Below are 22,409 nucleotides of genomic sequence, written 5' to 3'. Positions count from 1 at the left end.
GCGGCCCCTTCACTCCTGCTTCTCGCCGCTGGTGAAGCGGGAGACGACGAGCGCGAGGAGGATGATCGCGCCGTTGAGGAACTGCGTCCACAGCGGTGGCACCCCGCCCAGCGTCATCACGTTGATGACGAGTTGGAGGGTCAGCACGCCGGTGAGCGCCCCGAAGAGGGTGCCGCGACCGCCCTTGAGGCTGATGCCGCCGATCACCGCGGCGGCGAAGACCTGGAAGATCCAGCCGCTGCCCTGGCTGGCGGAGACCGCGCCGTAGTGGCCGGTGTACAGGACGCCGGCGAAGGCGGCGAGGACCCCGGCCAGGACCAGGACGGTCCAGGTGATCCGATCGGTGCGGATGCCGGCCGCGCGGGCCGCCTCCGGGTTGCCGCCGATCGCGTAGAGCGCCCGGCCGTGCCGGAGGTAGCCGAGCGCCGCGCCGCCGAGCGCGAAGAGGGCCAGGCAGATCCAGACGGCGGCCGGGACGCCCAGCCAGGAGGTCCGGCCCAGGTAGGCGAAGGAGTCCGGGACGTCGGCGAGCGAACGGCCCTCGGAGAGGCCCAGGTGCAGACCGCGCAGCATGGTGAGCATGCCGAGGGTGGCGATGAAGCCGTTGACCCGCAGCCGGAGCATGAGGAAGCCGTTCGCGGCGCCGATCGCCGCGCCCACGGCCAGGCACAGCGGGACCGCCGTCCAGGAGGGCAGCAGCCCCAGGCCGGCGAACCGGCCGCCGTGGGCGGGCAGGACCAGCCACAGCGCGACCACCGGCGCCAGGCCGATCGTCGACTCCAGCGACAGGTCCATCCGCCCGCTGATCAGGACCAGCGCCTCGCCCAGCACCAACAGGCCCAGCTCGGTGGACTGTTGGACCACGCCGATGAGGTTGTCCCCGGTGAGGAAGGCCGGCGAGACGATGAAGCCGATGACGCCGAGGAGCAGGATCACCGGGACGAGCGAGAAGTCCCGCCAGCGGCCCGGCGTGATCCGGGGGCGCCGCACCGGGCCGGCCGGCGGTGCGTCGGCGGCCGGTGGGGCCGTGGTCTCGGTCATGGCGCGGTCCCTTCCGTCGTGGGGGTGTCCGGTGCGGTGGGCGGGCCGGGGGTGCCGGCGGTGACGCCCTCCACGGCGGCCACCAGGTCCGCCTCGCGCCAGCCGCGGCGGAACTCGGCCCGGACCCGGCCGCGGAAGACCGCCACCACCCGGTCGCAGATCCGCAGGTCGGCCGGTTCGTCGGAGACGATCAGCGCGCCGCGCCCGCCGTCCGCGACCTGCCGTACGACGCCCAGCAGCGCCTCCTTGGACCGGACGTCCACGCCGTTGGTGGGGCGGACGGCGACCAGGACGGCGGGGTCGCGGGCCAGCGCGCGGGCCACCACCACCTTCTGCTGGTTGCCGCCGGAGAGCCCGGAGACCGGCTGGTCGGGCCCGGTGGTCCTGATGTCCAGCGCCGCGATCATCCGCCGGGCGAACTCCCGGGTCCGGGCGGGCAGGACGGTCCCGCACGGCCCCAACGGCCCGGTGACGGCCAGGGTGGCGTTCTCCGCGACGCTGCGGGCGGGGACCAGTCCCTCGCGGTGCCGGTCCTCGGGGACGTAGCCGATGCCGGCGTCGAGGGCGTGCGGCACGCTCCCGGGGCGGACCGGTCGGCCGCGCACGGTGATCCGCCCGGCGTCCGGGGACCGGAGTCCCGCCAGCGCCTCGGCGACCGCGGTGGTCCCGCCGGCGGCGGCGCCCGCCAGGCCCACCACCTCGCCGGCCCGTACGGTCAGGTCGAGCGGGCCGAAGTGCCCGCGCAGCGCCAGTCCTTCGGCCCGCAGCACCGGCGCGCCGCCGGTGCGCGGGGCTGGCCGTTCTGGCTGTGCCGGCGGTACCGGGGCGCGTGCCGGGCGCCGGTGCCCGGTGTCCTCCCCCGTCATCGCCGCCACCAGGGCGTCCTCGCCGAGCTCGGCGACCGGGGCGGTCAGCACCCGGCGGGCGTCCCGGAGGACTGTAACGGTGTCACAGAGCTCCCGGACCTCCTGGAGGTGGTGGGAGATGAACAGGAACGCCACCCCCTGCGCGCGCAGTTCCCGCAGCCGGTCGAAGAGCCGGGCGATGCCGGGCGCGTCCAGCCGCGCGGTCGGCTCGTCCAGGACGATCAGCCGGGCACCGCGCGTCAGGGCGCGGGCGATCTCGACGAACTGGCGCTGTTCGACGCCGAGTTCTTCGAGCCGGGCGGCCGGGTCGACGTCCACGCCGTAGCCGGCGAGCAGGTCCCGGGCCCGCCCGCGCAGCGCCCGCCAGCGGATGGCGGGGCCGCCGGGGAAGTGGTTGAGGAAGAGGTTCTCGGCCACCGTCAGGCCGGGCACGGACATCGACCGCTGGTGGACGCAGGCGACCCGGCGCTGCCAGGCGGCGGGATCGCCCCAACGGGGCGCGGGGACCCCGTCGAAGGCGACCCGCCCGGCGTCCGGCCGGGCCATCCCGGTCAGCACCGACACCAGGGTGGACTTGCCGGCGCCGTTCCGGCCGACCAGGGCGTGCGCCTCGCCGGGCCGGACGGTCAGGTGGACCCCGTCGAGGGCGAGGGTGGGCCCGTAGCGCTTGACGATGCCCTCGGCCCGCACCGCCGCGGGCTCGGCGGCCGCCGGCTCACGGGCCGGATCCTCGGACGCCGGGCCGCCGGGCGCGGCCGTCACCTCCCCTGCTCCGACTGATTGGCCCACAGTCGGGGGTCGTCGACGTTCTCCTTGGTGACCAGCGGCACGGGCAGCTGGTCCTCCAGCCCGTTCTTGATCTTCACGATGGTCGATCCGTGGTCGGTCGGCCCGGGCCGGAAGGTCTTGCCGGCGAGCGCCGCCCGGGCGTAGTACAGCGCGTACCGGGCGTAGAGGTCGGCGGGCTGGGAGAGGGTGGCGTCCAGGGTTCCGGCCCGGATGGCGGCCAGTTCGTCGGGGATGCCGTCGTTGGAGACGAGGGTGAGGTGCCCCGGTGTCCCGACGGGTTTCAGCAGCCCGCGCTGCCGCAACAGGGCCAGCACCGGCTGGAGGAAGGCGCCGCCGGCCTGGAGGTAGACGCCGTCGAGGTCGTGGTGCTGGGCCAGCAGGCTCTGGAGCTTGGCGGAGGCGACCTCGCCCTTCCAGTCCGTGGCCAGCTCGTGGACGGTGATGCCGGGGTACCTCCGCTTCATGCAGGCCGCGAACGCCTCCGAGCGGTCCCGTCCGTTGATCGAGCTGAGGTCGCCCTGGAGTTCGGCGACCCGGCCGTGGCCGCCGAGCCGCTCGCCCAGGAACACGCAGGACCGTTCCCCGTAGGCGCGGTTGTCGGCCCGGACGACCATGTAGACCGGGCCGTCGTCGGGGCGGGTGTCGACGCTGACGACCGGGATCCTCCGGTCGGCCAGGCGCCGGAGCTCGGCGGTGATGGCGCCGGTGTCCTGCGGGGCGATCACGATCGCCCGGGCGCCCTGGCCGGTCAGCGCCTGGACGTCGGAGACGACCTTGCCGATGTCGTTCTGCGAGTTGGCCAGCGGCAGCGCGGACGGGCCGCCGTGCGCCAGGTCGGCCTTCAGGTGGTCCTGGTAGGAGTCCCAGAAGTCGGTGTCGGTGCGCGGCACGTCGATGCCGATCCGGCCGGTGGCGTCGCTGCCCCGGTTGCAGCCGGTCAGCACGGCCGCCCCGGCCAGCACGGCCAGGGCGAGCACCGCGGCTCCGGCCGCCGCGCCGGTGGTGCGGGTACGCAGTCTCATGGGGTCCCTCGCGTCGGGTCGGTGGTCCCTCGGTCGTGGTGGGCGGCGGTCGTGGGGCGACGGCGGCGGGCGGGCGGCCTCCGGGCCTCGGCCTCCGGACGGCCTCCGGGGCGGCTCAACGGGCCGGGCGCGGCCGCAGCCCCTGCATCCCGCCGTCCACGGCCAGCGCGGTGCCGGTGATGCCGGAGGCGGCCGGGGAGGCCAGGTGGACGAGGGCGGCGGCGACCTCCCGCGCGGTGACCATCCGGCCCAGGGGCTGACGGGCTTCCAGCGCGGCCCGTTCGGCGGCCGGGTCGGCGGCCCGGTCGAGGAGCCGGGCGACCCAGGGGGTGTCCGCGGTGCCGGGGTTGACGCAGTTGACGCGGATGCCGTCCCGGAGGTGGTCGGCCGCCATCGCCAGGGTCAGCGCGAGCACCGCCCCCTTGCTCGCGCCGTACAGCGCCCGCTGCGGCAGCCCGGCGGTGGCGGCGATGGAGCAGGTGTGGGTGATGGAGACCGCGCCGGGCGCGTCGGCCGCGGCCCGCCGCAGGTGCGGCAGCGCGGCCCGCGCGGTGCGCACCAGCCCCAGGACGTTGACGTCCAGGACGCGTCCCCACTCGGCGTCGTCGTTGTCCTCGACGGTGCCCACGGCGCCGATCCCGGCGTTGCCGATGAGGATGTGCAGGGCGCCCAGCTCCGCCACCGCCGTCGCGACCGCGGCCCGGACACCGGCGTCGTCGGTGACGTCCGCGGCGATCCGCAGCGCCCCCGGGGGCGCCCCGGCCGGGTCGCGGTCCAGGACGGCGACCCGGGCGCCACGGGCCAGCAGCAGGGCGGCGGTGGCCGCGCCGATCCCCGAACCGCCGCCGGTCACCAGGGCGGCCAGGCCCGCGAAGTCGTCCGCTCCGGCCGGCCCGTTCACGCCGGTACCCCGGCTTCCCGGCGCGGCCCGCGGGTCCGCCACACCGGCCCGTCGGGGAAGCGGTAGGCGGCCAGCGACGCCGGCTTCATCCGGGCGGAGAAACCGGGCGCGACGGGCGCGCGGTAGCGGCCCCGCGCGATGACCGCCGGATCGGTGAAGTGCTCGTGCAGGTGGTCCACGTACTCGATCACCCGGTCCTCCCAACTCCCGGACACCGCCACGTAGTCGAACATCGCCAGGTGCTGCACCAGCTCGCACAGCCCCACCCCGCCGGCGTGCGGGCACACCGGCACCCCGTACTTCGCGGCCAGCAGCAGGATCGCCAGGTTGTCGTTGACCCCGGCCACCCGGACCGCGTCGAGCTGCACGAAGTCCACCGCTTCGGCCTGCAGCAGTTGCTTGAACACCACGCGGTTGGCGACGTGTTCGCCGGTGGCGACCTTCACCGGCTGCCCGGCGCGCACCGCGGCGTGCCCCAGGACGTCGTCCGGGCTGGTCGGCTCCTCGATCCAGTGCGGGGCGTAGGGCGCCAGCGCGGTCATCCAGCGGACCGCCTCGGCCACGTCCCAGCGCTGGTTGGCGTCGACCGCGATCCGCACGCCGGGCCCGACCGCGTCCCGGGCCAGCCGGAGCCGCCGCAGGTCGTCGTCGAGGTCGGCGCCCACCTTGAGCTTGATCTGGCCGAAGCCGTCGGCGACCGCGGCCTCGGCGAGCCGGACCAGGGTCGCGTCGTCGTGGCCGAGCCAGCCGGGCGAGGTGGTGTAGGCGGGGTAGCCCTCGGCCTTGAGACGGGCGGTGCGCCCGGCCCGGCCGGGCTCGGCGGCGCGCAGCAGGTCCAGCGCCTCGGCGGGCGTCAACGCGTCGGTCAGGTAGCGGAAGTCCACCAGCCCGACCAGCTCTTCGGGACTCAGCCCGGCCAGCAGCTCCCAGACCGGCCGGCCGGCGCGCCGCGCGGCCAGGTCCCAGGCGGCGTTGACCACCGCCCCGGCGGCCATCTGCGCCACGCCCTTCTCCGGGCCGAGCCAGCGCAGCTGGGAGTCGTGGGTGAGGGCGCGGTGCAGCGCGCCGAGCCGGTCCACGGTGGCCGGGGCGGGGCGGCCGACGACGTACGGGGCCAGGGCGCGGATCGCGGCGGCCATGACGTCGTTGCCGCGCCCGAGGGTGAAGCAGAGGCCGTGCCCGTCCGGCCCGTCGGCGGTGCGCAGCACGACATAGGCGGCGGAGTAGTCGGGATCGGGGTGCATCGCGTCCGACCCGTGCAGTTGGTCGGAGGTGGGGAAGCGGACGTCGTGGACCTCCAGCCCGGTGACGATGTCGGTTACGGCCATGGGCACGCCCCCTGGGATGTCGCGCGGATCTCGCGGAGAACATCGGACCTTTCCCGGTCCTCCGATGTATAGACCCGCCCCGGAGACCGCGTCCAGACCCCGTACCCGAATCCACCGGGAATTCCAGGGGCGTTGACCGGAGCCCTCCGCTCCTCCCTTAGCACAGATCGGATCTCTCTCGGACGGGCCTTTCCGCACACACGCTCGTAAAGGGGCTGCGGATCGGCACCGTGGAAGCCGTAGTCTTGGGAGCGCACGCAACGGAACTGCTGCCGGCGGCCGCCCCAGGGCGGCGGGGCCGGCCGGAAGGAGGGGCTGGGTGATCGAGCTGGAGGGGGTGCCCGAGCTGATCGACCCGGTCATGGTGGCCGCGTTCGAGGGCTGGAACGACGCCGGCGACGCCGCCTCCGCCGCGGTCGCCCACCTGGACCGGGAATGGAAGGGCGAGGTCTTCGCCGCGCTCGACGCGGAGGACTACTACGACTTCCAGGTGAACCGCCCGACGGTCTTCCTGGAGAACGGCGTCCGCAAGATCACCTGGCCCACCACGCGGCTCTCCGTCGTCCGCATCGGCGACGCCGACGGCAAGGGGAACCCCCGCGACCTGGTCCTGGTCCGCGGCATCGAGCCCAGCATGCGCTGGCGCTCGTTCTGCAACGAACTCCTCGGCTTCGCCCATGAATTGGGCGTCGAGATGGTGGTGGTGCTGGGCTCCCTGCTGGGCGACACCCCGCACACCCGGCCGGTCCCGGTCAGCGGGGTCACCTCCGACGCCGACGTGGCGCGCCGGCTGGATCTGGAGGAGTCCCGCTACGAGGGCCCGACGGGCATCGTCGGCATCCTCCAGGAGGCGTGCACACACGCCGGCGTCCCGGCGGTCAGCCTGTGGGCCGCGGTGCCGCACTACGTCTCCCAGCCGCCCAACCCCAAGGCCACCCTCGCCCTCCTCAACCGCCTGGAGGACCTGCTCGACCTGCGGATCCCGCTCGGCGAGCTGACCGAGGACGCCCGCGCCTGGCAGCTGGGCGTGGACCAACTCGCCGCGGAGGACAGCGAGGTCGCCGAGTACGTCCAGTCGCTGGAGGAGGCCCGGGACACCGCCGAACTGCCGGAGGCGTCCGGCGAGGCCATCGCCCGCGAGTTCGAGCGCTATCTGCGCCGCCGCGACCCGCAGGCCGGCCCGGGGGTGGCGAGCGAGGGCGGCGTCGCCGACGGCCGGGACAGCTCCTACCTCCGCGACACCGCCAGCGGACGCACCCGGCACCCCCGCGCCGCCTCCAAGGAGCCGCGCGAGCCCCGGTCGCCGGAGGAGTCCGGACCGCCCCCGCAGGCGGCTGACGGCCCGGCGCCCGGCGAGGGCACCGGCGAGGACGGCGGGCACACCGACGCCGACGGCCCGGAGGACCCCGGCACCGAGCGCTGACCGGCCGCCCGGCCCCGCGCCGGCACGACGAAGGGGCGCCCCCGCCATCCGGCGGGGGCGCCCCTGTCGTATCCGGCCGCGGACGTCCCTACAGCGCGACGCCCAGCAGCGCGTCCACCGCACGGGTGACGAGCCCGGGAGCGCTCTCGTCCGTGCCACCGTCGGCCTGCTGCGCGGCGGCCCAGCGGTCCACCGCGGCCAGCGCGGCGGGCGCGTCCAGGTCGTCGGCGAGGGCGGCGCGGACCTCCGCCAGCAGCGCCTCGGCGGGCGGACCGTCGGGGCGGGACACGGCGGCCCGCCAGCGGGCCAGCCGGGCCTCGGCCTCCGGGATCGCCTCGTCGGTCCACTCCCAGTCGCTGCGGTAGTGGTGGGCCAGCAGCGCCAGACGGATCGCCGCCGGGTCGACACCGTCCCGGCGCAGCGCCGAGACGAAGACCAGGTTGCCCTTGGACTTGGACATCTTCGCGCCGTTCAGGGCGACCATGCCGGCGTGCACATACGCCTTGGCGAAGGGGTGTTCACCGGTCAGCGCCTGGGCGTGCGAGGCGCCCATCTCGTGGTGCGGGAAGACGAGGTCGGAACCGCCGCCCTGGACGTCGAAGCCCATGCCGAGGTGGTCCAGGGCGATGGCGACGCACTCGATGTGCCAACCGGGCCGGCCGCGGCCCAGCGAGGCGCCGTCCCAGCTCGGCTCGCCGTCGCGGGCGGCCATCCACAGCATCGGGTCGAGGGGGTTCTTCTTGCCCTCGCGCTCCGGGTCGCCGCCGCGCTCCGCGGACAGCAGCCGCATCGCCTCGGCGTCCAGGCCGGAGACCCCGCCGAAGTGCGGGTCGGCGGCGACCGAGAAGTAGATGTCGCCGTCCAGCTCGTAGGCGGCGCCGGCGTCGCGCAGCCGCTCGACCAGCGGGACGATGTGCGGTATCGACTCGACGGCGCCTATGTAGTGCCGCGGCGGCAGCATCCGCAGCGCCGTCATGTCCTCGCGGAACAGGGCGGTCTCGCGCTCGGCGAGCGCGGTCCAATCGTCGCCGGTCGCCACCGCCCGCTCCAGCAGCGGGTCGTCGACGTCGGTGACGTTCTGCACGTAGTGCACCTGACGCTTCGTGTCGAGCCACATGCGCTGAACGAGGTCGAACGCGTTGTAGGTCGCCGCGTGCCCCATGTGGGTGGCGTCGTACGGCGTGATGCCGCAGACGTAGATACGGGCGACGGGACCGGGGTCGAGGGTTACCCGGCCGCCGGTCGCGGTGTCGTGGATCCTCAGGTCGCGGCCCTGACCGGGCAGGGCGGGGACCTCAGAAGCGGGCCATGCATGCATGCCTTGAGCGTAACCGGATGCATGTTCCGCATACGAACCGGAGGGGCCCCTCTGGCCGGAAAGGCGGTCTTGTGTTCCGCCACCGGATGTGCCATTGGCAAGCGGCAGCACATGGTGCGGCGTCAGCCGCACCATGTGCCGAGGGTCTCCCTGATCCGGTGCGGTCGGGACATCGTGCGACGACGCCCGCACCGGCCGCCCGGCGGGCCGCTGTTCAGACCGGCGGCCAGGGAATCGCCGGCCACTCGCCGCTCGGCTCCGGGTGCCGCCCGCTGCTCAGCATCCCGTCCACCCGCGCCCGCAGCGCCGCCAGCTCGGCGTCCGTGATGAGTTCGGCCAGCCGGACGGCGAGCGGCGCCCCGTCCGCCAGCGCCCGGGTCAGACCGCGCAGCACCGCCGACGCCTCGTCGGTCAACGGCTCCCCTGCCCAGCCCCACAGCAGCGTGCGCAGCTTGTCGGCCGAGTTGAACGTCACACCGTGATCGATCGCGAAGAACGCGCCATCGGCACCGGGCAGCAGATGGCCGCCCTTGCGGTCGCCGTTGTTGATCACCGCGTCGAGGACGGCCAGCCGCCGCAGCCGGGGGTGGTCGGCGTGGACCAACAGCGCGGTGCGGCCGGCGCCGATGTCCGCCCGGCCGACCGCCTTCCAGCCCGGCGCCGGCTCGTCCTCGGCGACCAGCGCCAGCAGCTCGGGCGCCGCGTCGCCGTCCCCCGGCGGCGCTATCCACTCCTGGACCATGCCGGTGCCGTACGGGCCGTCCCGCAGCACCGTGGTGGGGATGAGGTCCCAGCCGCAGGCCCGGGAGACCTCGTAGGCGGCGACCTCGCGCTGGGCGAGCGTGCCGTCCGGGAAGTCCCACAGCGGGCGCTCGCCGGCGACCGGCTTGTAGACGCAGGCGGCGCTGCGGCCGTCCTGTTCGACGGTGCAGTAGAGCACCGCGTTGGAGGCGTCCGGGATCTGGCCGCGGACGGTCAGCTCGCCCTCGGCGAGCAGCGCCGGCGCCAGGCTCCCGACGGGCTCGTCGGCGGGCGCCGGCGGCTGCTGCGGGTCCGCGGGCGTGGGCACCGGTTCGGCGGTGGGCTCCATGGGGCTCAGGCGTCCCGCCGGTATCCGTTCTGGCGCGGGCATACGTGTCCCTCCGGATCGAGCGGCAGGCTGCACAGCGGGCACGGCGGGCGGCCGGCGTTGACGACTTCCAGCGCCCGCTTGGCGAACGCCCGGGCCATGGTGCCGGTCAGCCGGACCCGCAGCATCGGCGGGCCGTTCTCGTCGTCCTGGAGCAGCCGTTCCTCGGCGTCGGCGAGGTCCTCGTCGCTGTCGGCCTCCAGCTCGACCAGCGCCTGGGCCTCGACGATCATCCGCTCTTCCTCGCCGTCCCAGGCCAGCGCCATGGTGCCGACCCGGAACTCCTCCTCCACCGGCGACTCCAGCGGCGCGGTGTCGGCCATCTCGGTCGGGGAGACGGCGGGCACCGGGGCGCTGCCGCCGCTGCGCCGCACCACCTCGTCCAGGAGCTCGTCGATCCGCTCGGCGAGCGCCGCCACCTGCGTCTTCTCCAGGGCGACGCTGGTGGTGCGACCGCTCGCGGTGGCCTGGAGGAAGAAGCTACGGCGGCCAGGCAGCCCGACCGTACCGGCCACGAAGCGGTCCGGTAGGTCGTAGAAGAACACCTGACGGGACAACGTCCTGCTCCGTTTGTCTCGACTGCTGGGTCAGTGCGGTCGCTGCGGTCGCTGCGTTCCGGAGGGGTACTGCGCGGATCACACGGGCGTCGCGGGCAGCGCCGTCGCACCACCCTACTGCGCCCGCTGATCACGCTGCGCCCGCACCACCACCGATGGCCGCGTCCCGCTCGCTCCCGGCCCCGCCGCCGTCCTCACGGGGCACCAGCGAGGCGAGGTCGCCGGTGTCGCCGAGCCGTACGAGGTAGGGGCGCAGCCGGGTGTAGCGGATCACGGTCACCGAGCACGGCTCCACGGAGATCCGCTGGAAGAGGTCCAGGTGCATGCCGAGGGCGTCGGCGACCAGGGATTTGATGATGTCACCGTGGGAGCACATGAGGTAGGTCGCCTCGGCGCCGGACGTCTCCTCGACCCGGGCGTTCCAGTCCCGGACGGCGGCCACCGCACGGGCCTGCATCTCCCGCATCGACTCGCCACCGGGGAAGGCGGCGGCGGAGGGGTGCTGCTGGACGACCTCCATCAGCGGCTCGTCGGCCAGCTCCCCGAGCTTGCGGCCCGACCAGTCGCCGTAGTCGCACTCGGTGATCCGCTCGTCGTTCTCCAGGCGCAGCCCGGGGCGGGCGTCCACCAGCGGCCCCAGGGTCTCCCGGCAGCGTTGCAGCGGGCTGGTGACGGCGACGGCCAGCGGGACCCCCGCGAGCCGGGCGGGCAGCGCCGCGGCCTGGGCGGCGCCCCGCTCGTCGAGGGCGACTGCGGGGGTCCGACCGGCGAGCACCCCGGCGGTGTTGGCGGTGGAGCGGCCGTGCCGCACCAGGATCAGCGTGGGCATGACCGCAACACTAGGGCCTGTCCGGCGGATCGGGGGTGGCCGGACCCACTCCACGGCCATCGGTCCGCCCGCGGTCCGCCCTGCGTCCGTCCCCGCCCCGGCCCGGCTTCCCTGGCAAGGCCCCCTGCGACGGGCGAGAATGCCTGATGTGATCGTGGACTGCGCCATCTACCGCGAGGGCCGCCGCCATGAGTGCGCGACGGATTTCTCCCGCGCGCTGGAGGCGGCACGGGCGGAGGGCCGCTCCTTCCTGTGGCTGGGCATGTACGAGCCGACCCAGCACGAGTTCGACCAGGTCAGCAGCGAGTTCGGGCTGCACCCGCTGGCTGTGGAGGACGCCCTGAACGCCCACCAGCGGCCGAAGCTGGAGGTCTACGACGACTCGCTGTTCATGGTGCTGAAGCCGATCACCTACGACGTCACGGCCGACACCGTGACCGCCTCGGAGCTGATGGTCTTCGTCGGCGACTCGTTCGTGGTCACCGTCCGGCACGGGACGGCCAGTCCGCTGGCGGCGGTCCGGCGGCGGCTGGAGCACCATCCGGAGATCCTGCGGCACGGCCCCGGGGCGGTGCTGTACGCGGTCAGCGACGCGGTGGTCGACCACTACATCGAGGTGGCCGGCGAACTCCAGGTGGATCTTGAGGAGTTGGAGGCGGAGGTGTTCGCCCCGATCCGCCGAGAGACCAGGAACACCGCCGCCCAGATCTACGCGTTCAAACGCGAGATCCTCGAATTCCGCCGGGCCACCGTCCCGTTGGCCGACCCGATGTCCCGTCTGCAGAGCCCCGGCGTGCCCTTCGTGCACGACCACGCCCGGCCGTTCTTCCGGGACGTCGGCGACCACCTGACCCGCGCCAACGAGTCGGTGGAGGGCCTGGACCGGCTGCTGTCGGACATCCTGGCCGCCCATCTGGCGCAGATGGGGGTCCGGCAGAACGACGACATGCGCAAGATCTCGGCGTGGGCCGCGCTGGCCGCGGTGCCGACCCTGATCGCGGGCATCTACGGCATGAACTTCCGGGACATGCCGGAACTGTCCTGGTCACTGGGCTACCCGATGGTCCTGCTGACGATGGCGGTCATCGAGGTCTCGCTCTACCGGCTGTTCAAGCGCCGCGGCTGGCTGTGAGGGGGCGGACCGGCGCACCGCTCAGGCGAACTCCGGCGCGGCGGTGGCCGGACCGCCCAGCGCGTTCCGCCGCTCGGGCATCGCCAGGCTGACCATCCGCCGCCAGCCGAACAGCCGCTCGTAGCCGTAGAGCGCCGCGATCCCGGCCCGGAGCAGCGCGGACCTGGCCCTCGACCATCCCAGGATGCGGCCCATCCGCGCCATCACGGCCAGGCTGACGTCCCGGTGGACGGCGATCTCGGCCAGTGCGCACTCCCGCAGGGTCCGCTGGATCGCCCGCCCGTGCCCGGCCCTGGCCAGCCGGAGCAGTTCCTCGTGGCAGTACGCGAGGTGGTTCTCCTCGTCGTGGCAGATCATCCGGACCGCCCGGCCCACCTCGGGGTGGTCGCCGAAGTACCTGCGCAGCAGCACCATCTGCTCGGCCGCGCGCTGCTCGGTGACCCGGCTGTGCGCGAGGTAGGTGACGACGTCCCGCTCGCTGAGCGGCTCGTCGCGGCGGAGCTTGTCGTGGGCCAGCCCGATGCCCCGCCGCTCCAGCAGCATGGTGTAGTCGGTGGCGGCGGGGATCTCGACGGGCGTCAGCCCGCGCTTGCGGAGCAGGGCGCCGAAGATCCGGCCGTGCTTGTCCTCGTCGGCGCCGTGCCGGGCGACCTTGGGCGCCAGGGCGCGCTGGGAGTCCGGGAGCAGCGCGGCGATCCGCCCGTTCTCCCAGCCGCCCTGCGCCTCCCCGCTGGCCGCGATGGAGCAGAAGAGACGGTAGGAGGCGTCGTTGTCGACGATCTCCTGGAACAGGCTCCTGGCCGAGAACATCAGCGTCACCTCCGAACGGACACGCCCGTAGAGGGAAAGCCAAATGCCGCCTTTCGCCGCCGGCAACCGGGGGCGCGGCCGGCTGCGCCCGTTCGCCTGACCCGCGCGGGGCGGGCCCCGTAACCCGCCCGCCCCTGAGCCGTTGAGTTCCGTGACGGCCGTGGCGGGGAAGACCCCCGAGCCCCCACCACGGCCGCAGCGCTTCCCCCGCCCGGCGCCCAGGCGCCGGGCTCTCGCGCGTCCGGGCCCCGTCCGGGGCTACGCCAGGCCGGCCCGCTCCAGGGCCTCGGTGCCCGCGCGGAGCGCGGCCATCCGCTCCTCCAGCGTGAACCCGGCCGGCGTCACGGTCAGGGTGGTCACCCCGGCCGCCGCGTACGCCTGCATCCGCTCGGCGATCCGGTCGACCGAGCCGAGCATGGTGGTCTGGTCGATCAGCCGCTCGGGGACGGCGGCGGCGGCGCCGGCCTTGTCCCCGGCCAGGTACTTGTCCTGGATCTCGGCGGCCTCCTTCTCGTACCCCATCCGCTGCGCGAGCTGGTTGTAGAAGTTCTGCTTCCGGCTGCCCATGCCGCCGACGTACAGCGCGGTGTACGGGCGGAAGGTGTCGGCGAGCGCGCTGACGTCCTTGTCCTCGCCGAGGGCCAGCGGGAGGGTGGGGCAGACGTCGAAGCCGTCCATGGTCTTGCCGGCCGCCTCCCGGCCCGCCCGGATGTGGGAGATCGCGGTCTCCTCCAGGTGGTCGGCGGAGGGGAAGATCAGCAGCGCGCCGTCGGCGATCTCGCCGGTCTGCCGGAGGTTCTTGGGCCCGATCGCGGCGATGTAGAGCGGGATGTGCTCGCGCTGCGGGTGGACGGTGAGCTTGATCGGCTTGCCCGGACCGCCCGGCAGCGGCAGCGTCCAGTGCTCGCCCTCGTAGGAGAGCCGCTCGCGGGACATGGCCCTGCGGACGATCTCCACGTACTCCCGGGTGCGGGCCAGCGGCTTGTCGAACTTCACGCCGTACCAGCCCTCGGAGACCTGCGGGCCGGAGACGCCCAGGCCGAGCCGGAAGCGGCCGCCGGAGAGCGAGTCCAGGGTCGCCGCGGTCATCGCGGTCATCGCGGGCGTGCGGGCCGGGATCTGGAAGATCGCCGAACCGACGTCGATCCGCTCGGTCTGCGCGGCCACCCAGGAGAGCACCGTGGGGGCGTCGGAGCCGTACGCCTCGGCCGCCCAGCAGACCGCGTAGCCGAGGCGGTCGGCCTCCTGCGCCACCGCGAGATTGTCGGAGTCCATGCCGGCGCCCCAGTAGCCGAGGTTGATGCCGAGCCTCATGCCGCTCCCCTTACCCATCAGTAACGTCGCTGTTGCGGGGACTCTAGCGTGCGGGTGCCGCGGCCGTCACCGGCAGGCCGGAACCCGGTCCGCACACCGCCGCCCGGCCTTTGTCCACAGGTCCCCTGATCGTGGGGCCCGGCGCGTAGGGTCTGGGCCCATGGAGCAAAGGCACCTCGGCCGCACGGGCCTGCGCGTGTCCCGCCTCGGGCTGGGCACCCTGAACTGGGCACGCGACACCGGCGAACAGGACGCCGCCGAGCAGCTCAAGACGTTCTGGGAGGCCGGCGGCACGCTCGTGGACACCGCCGACATCTACGCCGACGGCGGCGCCGAGTACCTCCTGGGCCGGCTGCTCGAAGGACTGGTGCCGCGTTCCGACCTGGTCGTGGCCACCAAGGCCGGCAGCGTCCTGGAGCCGGACCGCCGGGTCGACGGCTCACGCCGCCACCTGCTCGCCGCGCTGGACGCCTCCCTGGAGCGCCTGGGCACCGACCACGTGGACCTCTGGCAGCTGCACGCCTTCGACCCGCACACCCCGCTGGAGGAGACCCTCCAGGCCCTCGACGTCGCGGTGGCGAGCGGCCGGGCGCGCTATGTGGGCCTGTCGAACTTCTCCGGCTGGCAGCTCGCCAAGGCCGCCACCTGGCAGCTGGCCGCCCCCGACGTCCGCAACCGGCTGGCGAGCACGCAGATGGAGTACTCCCTCCTCCAGCGCGGCGTCGAACGGGAGGTGCTCCCCGCCGCCCTGGACCTGGGCCTCGGCCTGCTGCCGTCGTCCCCGTTGGGCCGCGGGGTGCTCACCGGCAAGTACCGCCACGCGACCCCGGCCGACTCCCGGGGCGGCTCGGAGCACCTCGCGCCGTTCGTGGCGCCCTATCTCGACGAGGCCGCCGGCCGGGTCGTCGACGCGGTCGCCACCGCCGCCGACGGACTGGCCGTCACCCCCCTCCAGGTCGCGCTCTCCTGGCTCCGCGACCGCCCCGGGGTCACCGCCCCACTGCTCGGCGCCCGCACGGCGCAGCAGCTCAGAGCCGCATTGTCAGTGGAGGCGCTTAGTCTTCCTGACGAGATCCGCCGGGCGCTGGACGATGTGTCGGCTCCGGTGCACCACTATCCCGACCACGACTGGAGCACGCTGTGAGTACCGACCGCGCCGGCGACAACCCGCCCGAGCAGGAGGCCGCCGCGCCCGGCGGCGAGGCGGGCCGCGAGGCCGGCGGCGCACCAGCACCACGGTCCGACTCCGCGGCGTCCCTGGCGTCCTTGGCGGCGGCCGTGCGGGCCGTGGAGAGCGGCGAGCGCTCCGCCGCCTCGTTCTTCGCCGAGACCCCGCGGGCCGCCAAGGCCCCCGCCGCCCGCCCGGCGCGGGACGGCGCGGCCGGCGCGACCCCCGCCCCGGCACCGCAGCAGGCACCGCAGCCCGCGACGGCGGGCCCGGCCCGCGAGGAGGCCGAGCCGCAGCCCGCCGCGGCCCGTCCGTCCGCGCCCGAGCCCGGCGCCCAGGGCGCCACGGCCGACCCCACGGTCCCGGCGGCCCGTCCCGCGCTCGTCCCGACCCCCGGCATCGAGGGCGTCCGGCGGGTGCTCGCGGCCGGCGGCGCCCCCGAGGCGCTCGCCGAGCGTGCCGCGGAGGCACTCGGCCAGCAGGCCGCCGAGGCACTGGTCGAGGACCCCTGGCAGCTGCTCACGGTGCCCGGGGTGCGCCCCGAGCAGGCCGACGGCTTCGCCCGCGCACTGCTCGGCCCCGCCTGCGGGCCGGGCGACGAGCGGCGCGCCCAGGCGCTGATCGGCTGGCTGCTGGAGCAGGCCGCGGTCGCCGGCCACTCCGCCCTGGAGGCGTCCGCACTGCGCGCCGCCCTCGCCCAACGCGCCGTCCCGGAACCGGACGAGGCCCTCCAGAGCGCCATCGCGGACGGCGCGGTACTGGTCTTCCAGGACGCCCTGGAGACCCCGGGACGCCCCCGGGCCGCCACGGACGACGACGAGGAGCAGCCGGTCCGCGTGCTGCTCGGCCTGGACCGGCTCGCCATGGCCGAGGAGAGCGTCGCCGACGGACTGGCCCGGCTGCTGAACACCTTCGAACTCCCGGCGATCGAACCGACCGTCACGGCGCCTGACGACACCGGGGCGGCCGACCCGACCCCTGCCTCCCAGGACACCGAGGCCGCCGCCCCGGAAGGCGACGCCACGGACGCCGCGGACGACACGGACGCCTCCGGCCCCCGGGTCCGCCCCTCCGCCGGCGCCTGGGCGACCGTCGCGGCGGCCGCCCCCTCGGGCTCCGCCGCGGAGCTGATCCAGACCGTCTCGCTCAGCGGACTGGTGACCCACACCGGCGGCGAGGCGGCCCGCGCCGAGCCCGCCGCACTGATCGCCGCGGCCCGCGCCCTGGGGCTGCGGGCGTACGGCGCGGCCCACACCGCCGACGGCCGCCGCCGGCTGGCCGCGCACCTCGCCGAGGTCGCACCGGACACCGCCCCCGGGGAGCCCACCGGCCCGGCCCCGGCGGAGGCCGCGGTGACCGTCTCCGGCCTGCTGTCCGGCGCCGAGGGCCCGGGCCGGGACGCGGACGGCGCACTCGCCCTCGACCTGCTCGTCGTGCTGGACGCCCCGCAGCTCGACCTGGAGACCACCGCCCTGCTCGTCGAATCGCTGACCGACGGGACGCGCCTGGTGCTCAGCGGCGACCCCGGCGTCCTGTGGTCCGCGGGCCCCGGGCGGCTGTTCCAGGACGTCCTGCAGTCCCGGTTCTGCCCCCAGGTCGCCTCCCGCACCCCGGACTTCGGGCCGATCGGCGAGCTGGTGTCGGGCATCGGCGTCGGCGAACTCGCCGAGGTCGACGCGCCCGGCAAGGAGGTGGTGACCGTCCCGGTGCGGGACGCCGCCGAGGCGGTGCACCGCACGGTCCAGCTGGTCGCCGACTCGGTGCCCCGGGCGCTGGGCATCCCCGCCGAGCAGACGCAGGTCATCACCGTCGGCCACGGCGGCGCCGCCGGCACCCGCGCGCTGAACGCCGCGCTCAAGGAGCGGCTGAACGCCGGCCCCGGCCGGTTCGGCGGCTTCGACCCCGGCGACCGCGCGGCCTACTCCCCGGCGCTGGGCCGTACGCTCCTCGGCACGGTCACCGGCGCCGACGCCGACGGCCTGCACCTCGACTGCGCGGGCACCGCCGTGGTCGTCCCGCGCGAGCAGGTCGGCTCCGGCGCGGTCCGGCACGGCTGGGCGCTCACCGCCCATCAGGCGGCCGGGGCGCGCTGGCCCGCCGCGGTCGTGGTGCTCCCCGGCGACGCCGCCGGCGGACTGACCCGCGCCTGGGTCTACACCGCCTTCAGCCGCGCCGAACGGCATCTGTCGGTGGTCCAGGGCGTGGGCCAGGCGCTGTCCCGCGCGGTCGCCGAAATCCCCGCCAAGGAGCGCACCACCCGGCTGCGGACGCTGCTGCGGCTCCAGGCCGAGGAGCAGTCGGCGGACCCGGCGGCGGGCTGACCCCGCAAGCGGGGGCCCGCGGGGCGGCGGCGCACCGGCCGTCCGCCCCGCGGGCCCGTTCCGCCGGGCGCCTCACCGCCTCCCGTCGGCCGGCTCCAGCAGATCGTCGTCCCCGTCGTCGAGTTCTTCCTCGTCGAAGACGGTGCTGACGTCGAAGCGGCACACCACCCGCTGCGGATCCGCCTGGTCGAACGGCGCGGCGAGCCACTCCCCCGGCTCGGCCGGCTCGTCGACGGCCGCCACCCACAGCGTGGAGTCGCCCTCCTCCAGGCCGAACTCCTTGTGCCGGGAGGCGATCTCATCCGGTTCGTACTCCCCGAAGAGCACCCCGAGCGCGGCGTAGGCGCTGCTGCCGACGAGCGCGGCGGCATCGGGGGCGTTGCCCGTGGCGTCGTCGGCGGCGTCCGGATCCAGGGCCGCGATGCGCTGTGCCTGATGCAGCAGGCGCTGCGGCTCGGCGACGGTGTAGTCGCGTCGGATCAGCACGCTCAGCGCGCTCGGTTCCTCGGGACCCGCGTACGCGGGCAGGGCGTCGTTACCGGGGATCTCGAAGGGGGTGACCTCGTCGTAGGTGTCGTAGAGCAGCTCGTCATAGCGCTCGGCAGCCGCGGCGAGTTCGTCGAACGCGGCATAGACGGCGGGATCGTCCGCCCCCGCGCGGCGTTCGACCGCGGCGAGGTGACGGTCCAGCGCGGCTTTGACCGCCTCAGCGGCGGCACGAACCTCGGCAGCGGAAGGCTGCGCAGCATCAGACATAGTGCAGACGCTATCCGTACCGGGGCCGGTCCCGCACAATAGATGCGATGCCGGAATACGAATTCTGCGATGTGTACGTGCCCCGGGGCGTCTCCCGCAAGGCCACCACACGCCTGCTGACCGACCATGCCGAGTACGGACACTGGGAGTTGGACCGACTTCGTCTCAATCCCGACGGTAGCCGCCGGGTGCGGCTGCGTCGCCGGATCATCCGACAGCTCCGCGCCACGTGGTGACCGCCGGAAGGGTGTGATCGCAGCAGAGCGGGCCCGGTCGAAGACCGGGCCCGCTCCCTCGCGCGCTCACACGGAGCGCCGCTGATCAGCTACGGACGGTACGGGCCCGCCGGTAGAGGACGGCGCCACCGAGCAGCAGTCCGGCGCTGATCGGGACCGCATAGCCCAGCGCCCCGGCACCGGTGTGCGCGAGCTGCCGCGCACCCTGCTCCGGCGTCGCCGCTGCCTGGGCGTGCGTCCCACGAGCGCCCGCGGTGTGCGTCCGCGGCCCCGGCACGTCCGGGGTCTGCGGGCCGCCGGGCTGCGCCGGGTGCCCCGGGTGCCCCGGGTGGTGTGCGGAGCCCGGTTGGTGCGGCGTACCCGGTTGGTGCGGCGTGCCCGGGTGGTGGGGCGTGCCGGGGCCGTGCGGGTGGCCCGGCTCCGGCTGACCGGGCTGCGACGGGTGACCGGGGTGGTGCGAACGGCCCGGGCCCCCCGGCGAGGCGTTGTCGCAGTCGTTGCCGAAGGACGGGTTCATCGCGCCGACGACGTCAACGCTGTTGCCGCAGACGTTGATCGGGGCGTCGATCGGGGCCTGGATCACGTTGCCGGATCCGACACCCGGCGAATGCGCCGCACCGCCCGTGGCGCTGGCACCGCCATGCCCACCGGGCGTCCGCCGGTGCTTGCCGCCCGGACCGTGCCCGTGCCGCCCGTCGGAACCGTTCGCGCAGTGGTTGCCGAACGACGGGTTGAGCGCGCCGACGACATTGACGGTGTTGCCGCAGACGTTGATCGGGGCGTCGATCGGGGCCTGGATCACGTTGCCGGATCCGACACCCGGCGAATTCGCCGCACCCCCCGCGGCCGCGGGGGCCGCGTGCGCGTACCCGGCGGCCATGGCGAGCGCGCCGCCGGCCGCCGCCATGGTGATCAGGCCTTTTCTCGCGACCTGCCTCATAGTTTTCCCCTGCCTAAGTGCCTTACATGAATGCGGACGGGTGGCGGCCGGCGGAGGTGAGATCAACTCCGCGGACTGCCTCTTGGGGAGGTTCACCCGCCGCGAAATACCCAGCGGCTCCGGAACGTCGGAGCGACATTCCGGAGCCGGACTGGGCCGGGTCCTCAAAGGGCCGGTGAGGCCGTCGAGAACGTCAGCGGTTCACGCAGGTGTTGCCGAAGGTCGGGTTGAGCAGGCCGATCACGGAGATCGTGTTGCCGCAGACGTTCACCGGAACGTGCACCGGGGCCTGGACGACGTTGCCGGAGAGCACGCCCGGGGAGTGCACCGCGGCACCCTGGGCGGGCGCGTCGGCAACGGCAAGGCCGGCGCCGGCGAACACGACTCCACCGGCGACCGCAGCAGCGGCGACGACCTTCTTGATCATGGTTCCTCCTTGTAGGCGTTGCGGTCCCAGCCGCGGACCGCAATGACGTCAACAGAGGCCAGGCCGTTGAAGATACGAACACATCGCGGCATTCACCCGTTCCAGCGAAGTCAACGCGAAAGGCAGGAAATTCACGCCGACTTCATCCTCTCCGCGCCAGCCCGCGCACCGCACACCGCACCGTCCCCCCCCCCGATCGGAGAACCGATTCCCGGCGAACCGTTTCGACTCAACTCAGTTCGATGAACCGGTCGAGCACCCGCACCCCGAACTTCAGCCCGTCCACCGGCACCCGCTCGTCCACGCCGTGGAACATCCCGGCGAAGTCCAGCTCCGGCGGCAGCTTCAGCGGCGCGAACCCGAACCCGCGGATCCCCAGGTCGTCGAAGGACTTGGCGTCGGTCCCCGCGGAGAGCATGTACGGCACCGCCCGCGCGATCGGGTCCTCGGCCTGCAGCGCCGACTGCATCGCGTCCACCAGGGCACCGTCGAAGGTGGTCTCCAGCGCCTTGTCCGCGTGGACGTCCTCGCGCCTGACCCGCGGCCCCAGGATCCGGTCCAGGTCCGCCAGGAACTCCTCCTCGTACCCGGGCAGGAAGCGGCCGTCCACGTGGGCGGTGGCCTCGCCCGGAATCACGTTGATCTTGTAACCGGCGCCCAGCTGCGTGGGGTTGGCGGTGTTCCGCAGCGATGCGCCGATCAGCTTGGCGATCCCGCCGAGCTTGGCCAGCGTCTCGTCCATGTTCTCCGGGTCCAGCTCGGTGCCCAGCGCGTCCCCGAGCTCGTCGAGGAAGGCCCGCAGCGTCTTGGTCACCCGCACCGGGAACTCGTACCGGCCCAACCGCCCGACGGCCTCGGACAGTTCGGTGATCGCGTTGTCCCTGTGGATCATCGAACCGTGCCCGGCCGAGCCGGCCACGGTCAGCTTCATCCAGTGCATGCCCTTCTGGGCCGTCTCGACGAGGTACAGCCGCAGGTTCTCGTTGACGGTGAAGGAGAACCCGCCGACCTCGCTGATCGCCTCGGTCACCCCCTCGAACAGCTCCGGGTGGTTGTCGACGAGGTAGCGCGCGCCGTACGTGCCGCCGGCCTCCTCGTCCGCGAGGAACGCCAGCACGATGTCCCGCGGCGGCTTGCGCCCCGTGCGCAGCCGGTCGCGCACCACCGCCAGGGTCATCGCGTCCATGTCCTTCATGTCGACCGCGCCGCGGCCCCACACGCACCCGTCCGCGATCTCCCCGGAGAACGGGTGGTGGGTCCAGTCGTCCGCGTTGGCCGGCACCACGTCGGTGTGCCCGTGGATCAGCAGGGCCGGCCGCGAGCGGTCCTCCCCCTCGATCCGCGCGACGGTCGAGGCGCGCCCCTTGTGGGACTCGAAGATCCGCGGCTCCAGGCCGACCTCGGCGAGCTTCTCCGCGACGTACTCGGCGGCGACCCGCTCCCCCGGCCCCGAGTGGTCGCCGTAGTTGCTGGTGTCGATCCTGATCAGATCCCGGCACAGATCGACGACCTCGTCCTCGCCGGTGACCGTACGGGCCTGCTGCGACTCGCTCATGCCGAAACCTCGCTTCGCCCGGCCCCGCATCCGCAGGGCTCGCACCGATCCTTGGTTCGCTCGCGGAGCTCGCTCACACTGCCTCCTCTGGGTTCACGGCCGCGGCACGCTCCACGGGCACGCCACGGCGGGGTCCACCGCCATCCTCCACCCCGCACCCGCTCCGCCCAAGGCCGCAATACTCCCGACATGCGCTGGTCACAGCCCCGCGGCCGCCCCGGACCACGCGTGATCGACCACCCCCGAACGTTTGCTATTGTTTTCCTCGTCGGAACGGCCCGGAGGCCGCAACGACAGACACCTTGTCCGGGTGGCGGAATGGCAGACGCGCTAGCTTGAGGTGCTAGTGCCCTTTATCGGGCGTGGGGGTTCAAGTCCCCCCTCGGACACCAGCAGAAACCCCAGTTGACCTGGGGTTTTTCTGTTTCTCCGGCTGTGGCGTGACCGACAGCCGAGCGAACCCTCAGGTCAGTCCAGGGGCGACAGGACGATGCGGCTGGCACGAAAGTTTGTCTGGCCGAAGCCCGGGCCCGTAGTCCTGTGCGAA

20 protein-coding genes and 1 tRNA gene are annotated in these 22,409 nt (G+C 74.2%); 6 read left to right on the top strand and 15 right to left on the bottom strand.

Annotation, left to right across the window (positions count from 1 at the left end; genetic code table 11):
- Nucleotides 1–9 precede the first annotated feature (9 nt).
- From SNOUR_RS30805 to SNOUR_RS30785, 5 genes are all read right to left on the bottom strand, one after another.
- Complete coding sequence (locus SNOUR_RS30805; protein WP_067353501.1) at nt 10–1,041, bottom strand: ABC transporter permease; 1,032 nt, start codon at nt 1,039–1,041, stop codon at nt 10–12.
- Nucleotides 1,038–2,669: a sugar ABC transporter ATP-binding protein gene (locus SNOUR_RS30800; protein ID WP_079142975.1), complete on the bottom strand. Its 1,632-nt coding sequence runs from the start codon at nt 2,667–2,669 to the stop codon at nt 1,038–1,040. Before SNOUR_RS30800 ends, SNOUR_RS30805 begins: the two co-directional genes overlap by 4 nt.
- Nucleotides 2,666–3,718, bottom strand: a complete 1,053-nt coding sequence (locus SNOUR_RS30795; protein ID WP_067353499.1) for a sugar ABC transporter substrate-binding protein — start codon at nt 3,716–3,718, stop codon at nt 2,666–2,668. Before SNOUR_RS30795 ends, SNOUR_RS30800 begins: the two co-directional genes overlap by 4 nt.
- A gap of 115 nt (nt 3,719–3,833) precedes the next feature.
- A complete protein-coding gene (locus tag SNOUR_RS30790; protein WP_067358939.1) occupies nt 3,834–4,619 on the bottom strand; it encodes an SDR family NAD(P)-dependent oxidoreductase in 786 nt (261 codons plus the stop codon).
- Nucleotides 4,616–5,947 (bottom strand): enolase C-terminal domain-like protein, encoded by a 1,332-nt coding sequence (locus SNOUR_RS30785; protein WP_067353496.1) that lies wholly within the window; start codon nt 5,945–5,947, stop codon nt 4,616–4,618. Before SNOUR_RS30785 ends, SNOUR_RS30790 begins: the two co-directional genes overlap by 4 nt.
- A gap of 319 nt (nt 5,948–6,266) precedes the next feature.
- On the opposite strand from SNOUR_RS30785, the gene SNOUR_RS30780 reads away from it, so the two are divergent.
- Entirely contained in the window at nt 6,267–7,370 is a 1,104-nt protein-coding gene (locus SNOUR_RS30780) for a PAC2 family protein (protein ID WP_079142974.1), read from the top strand.
- A gap of 88 nt (nt 7,371–7,458) precedes the next feature.
- Here SNOUR_RS30780 and mshC read toward each other — a convergent pair whose 3' ends face one another.
- From mshC to SNOUR_RS30760, 4 genes are all read right to left on the bottom strand, one after another.
- Complete coding sequence (gene mshC / locus SNOUR_RS30775; RefSeq protein ID WP_067353493.1) at nt 7,459–8,688, bottom strand: cysteine--1-D-myo-inosityl 2-amino-2-deoxy-alpha-D-glucopyranoside ligase; 1,230 nt, start codon at nt 8,686–8,688, stop codon at nt 7,459–7,461.
- Nucleotides 8,689–8,902: 214 nt separating this feature from the next.
- Nucleotides 8,903–9,820 (bottom strand): Rv2133c family protein, encoded by a 918-nt coding sequence (locus SNOUR_RS30770; RefSeq protein ID WP_167739076.1) that lies wholly within the window; start codon nt 9,818–9,820, stop codon nt 8,903–8,905.
- A complete protein-coding gene (locus SNOUR_RS30765; protein ID WP_067353486.1) occupies nt 9,784–10,374 on the bottom strand; it encodes an Rv2134c family protein in 591 nt (196 codons plus the stop codon). The genes SNOUR_RS30770 and SNOUR_RS30765 overlap by 37 nt, the downstream gene beginning before the upstream one ends.
- Nucleotides 10,375–10,504: 130 nt before the next feature.
- A complete protein-coding gene (locus SNOUR_RS30760) occupies nt 10,505–11,203 on the bottom strand; it encodes a histidine phosphatase family protein (protein WP_067353484.1) in 699 nt (232 codons plus the stop codon).
- Nucleotides 11,204–11,342: 139 nt separating this feature from the next.
- Between SNOUR_RS30760 and corA the strand changes: the two genes are divergently transcribed.
- Complete coding sequence (gene corA / locus SNOUR_RS30755; RefSeq protein WP_067353482.1) at nt 11,343–12,335, top strand: magnesium/cobalt transporter CorA; 993 nt, start codon at nt 11,343–11,345, stop codon at nt 12,333–12,335.
- Nucleotides 12,336–12,356: 21 nt separating this feature from the next.
- Here corA and SNOUR_RS30750 read toward each other — a convergent pair whose 3' ends face one another.
- Nucleotides 12,357–13,145, bottom strand: coding sequence for a hypothetical protein (locus SNOUR_RS30750; protein WP_067353478.1), 789 nt, complete (start codon nt 13,143–13,145; stop codon nt 12,357–12,359).
- 258 nt (nt 13,146–13,403) lie between these two features.
- On the bottom strand, nt 13,404–14,459 hold the full coding sequence (locus SNOUR_RS30745) for an LLM class F420-dependent oxidoreductase (protein WP_067353475.1): 1,056 nt from the start codon (nt 14,457–14,459) through the stop codon (nt 13,404–13,406).
- A gap of 160 nt (nt 14,460–14,619) precedes the next feature.
- Between SNOUR_RS30745 and SNOUR_RS30740 the strand changes: the two genes are divergently transcribed.
- Entirely contained in the window at nt 14,620–15,603 is a 984-nt protein-coding gene (locus SNOUR_RS30740; RefSeq protein WP_067353473.1) for an aldo/keto reductase, read from the top strand.
- A complete protein-coding gene (locus SNOUR_RS30735; RefSeq protein WP_067353470.1) occupies nt 15,600–17,948 on the top strand; it encodes a helix-hairpin-helix domain-containing protein in 2,349 nt (782 codons plus the stop codon). Before SNOUR_RS30740 ends, SNOUR_RS30735 begins: the two co-directional genes overlap by 4 nt.
- 72 nt (nt 17,949–18,020) lie before the next feature.
- On the opposite strand, the gene SNOUR_RS30730 is transcribed toward SNOUR_RS30735, so the two are convergent.
- Nucleotides 18,021–18,704 carry a hypothetical protein gene (locus SNOUR_RS30730; protein ID WP_039637838.1) on the bottom strand — a complete coding sequence of 228 codons (684 nt, stop codon included), beginning with the start codon at nt 18,702–18,704 and terminating at the stop codon, nt 18,021–18,023.
- A gap of 47 nt (nt 18,705–18,751) precedes the next feature.
- On the opposite strand from SNOUR_RS30730, the gene SNOUR_RS30725 reads away from it, so the two are divergent.
- Entirely contained in the window at nt 18,752–18,940 is a 189-nt protein-coding gene (locus SNOUR_RS30725) for a DUF5703 family protein (RefSeq protein WP_014059547.1), read from the top strand.
- An 85-nt stretch (nt 18,941–19,025) separates the two neighbouring features.
- Here the strand turns inward: SNOUR_RS30725 and SNOUR_RS30720 are convergent, their stop codons facing one another.
- From SNOUR_RS30720 to SNOUR_RS30710, 3 genes are all read right to left on the bottom strand, one after another.
- Nucleotides 19,026–19,880, bottom strand: coding sequence for a chaplin (locus SNOUR_RS30720; protein WP_067353469.1), 855 nt, complete (start codon nt 19,878–19,880; stop codon nt 19,026–19,028).
- A 193-nt stretch (nt 19,881–20,073) separates the two neighbouring features.
- A complete protein-coding gene (locus SNOUR_RS30715) occupies nt 20,074–20,307 on the bottom strand; it encodes a chaplin (RefSeq protein ID WP_067353466.1) in 234 nt (77 codons plus the stop codon).
- Between the two features lie 229 nt (nt 20,308–20,536).
- Nucleotides 20,537–21,862, bottom strand: coding sequence for a M20/M25/M40 family metallo-hydrolase (locus tag SNOUR_RS30710; protein ID WP_067358938.1), 1,326 nt, complete (start codon nt 21,860–21,862; stop codon nt 20,537–20,539).
- Between the two features lie 304 nt (nt 21,863–22,166).
- Here SNOUR_RS30710 and SNOUR_RS30705 point away from each other — a divergent pair.
- Nucleotides 22,167–22,254 (top strand) — tRNA-Leu (locus SNOUR_RS30705).
- Nucleotides 22,255–22,409: the final 155 nt, after the last annotated feature.

This window comes from Streptomyces noursei ATCC 11455 (assembly GCF_001704275.1).
Lineage (GTDB): Bacteria > Actinomycetota > Actinomycetes > Streptomycetales > Streptomycetaceae > Streptomyces > Streptomyces noursei.
This window is presented reverse-complemented; position numbering and strand designations above follow the sequence as displayed.

Coding starts and splice junctions, on each gene's coding strand:
- SNOUR_RS30740 (WP_067353473.1), top strand. CDS start 14,620: ATGGAGCAAAGGCACCTCGGCCGCACGGGCCTGCGCGTGTCCCGCCTC.
- SNOUR_RS30745 (WP_067353475.1), bottom strand. CDS start 14,459: ATGAGGCTCGGCATCAACCTCGGCTACTGGGGCGCCGGCATGGACTCC.
- SNOUR_RS30725 (WP_014059547.1), top strand. CDS start 18,752: ATGCCGGAATACGAATTCTGCGATGTGTACGTGCCCCGGGGCGTCTCC.
- corA (WP_067353482.1), top strand. CDS start 11,343: ATGCCTGATGTGATCGTGGACTGCGCCATCTACCGCGAGGGCCGCCGC.
- SNOUR_RS30730 (WP_039637838.1), bottom strand. CDS start 18,704: ATGTCTGATGCTGCGCAGCCTTCCGCTGCCGAGGTTCGTGCCGCCGCT.
- SNOUR_RS30760 (WP_067353484.1), bottom strand. CDS start 11,203: ATGCCCACGCTGATCCTGGTGCGGCACGGCCGCTCCACCGCCAACACC.
- mshC (WP_067353493.1), bottom strand. CDS start 8,688: ATGCATGCATGGCCCGCTTCTGAGGTCCCCGCCCTGCCCGGTCAGGGC.
- SNOUR_RS30770 (WP_167739076.1), bottom strand. CDS start 9,820: ATGCCCGCGCCAGAACGGATACCGGCGGGACGCCTGAGCCCCATGGAG.
- SNOUR_RS30785 (WP_067353496.1), bottom strand. CDS start 5,947: ATGGCCGTAACCGACATCGTCACCGGGCTGGAGGTCCACGACGTCCGC.
- SNOUR_RS30710 (WP_067358938.1), bottom strand. CDS start 21,862: ATGAGCGAGTCGCAGCAGGCCCGTACGGTCACCGGCGAGGACGAGGTC.
- SNOUR_RS30805 (WP_067353501.1), bottom strand. CDS start 1,041: ATGACCGAGACCACGGCCCCACCGGCCGCCGACGCACCGCCGGCCGGC.
- SNOUR_RS30750 (WP_067353478.1), bottom strand. CDS start 13,145: ATGTTCTCGGCCAGGAGCCTGTTCCAGGAGATCGTCGACAACGACGCC.
- SNOUR_RS30720 (WP_067353469.1), bottom strand. CDS start 19,880: ATGAGGCAGGTCGCGAGAAAAGGCCTGATCACCATGGCGGCGGCCGGC.
- SNOUR_RS30795 (WP_067353499.1), bottom strand. CDS start 3,718: ATGAGACTGCGTACCCGCACCACCGGCGCGGCGGCCGGAGCCGCGGTG.
- SNOUR_RS30715 (WP_067353466.1), bottom strand. CDS start 20,307: ATGATCAAGAAGGTCGTCGCCGCTGCTGCGGTCGCCGGTGGAGTCGTG.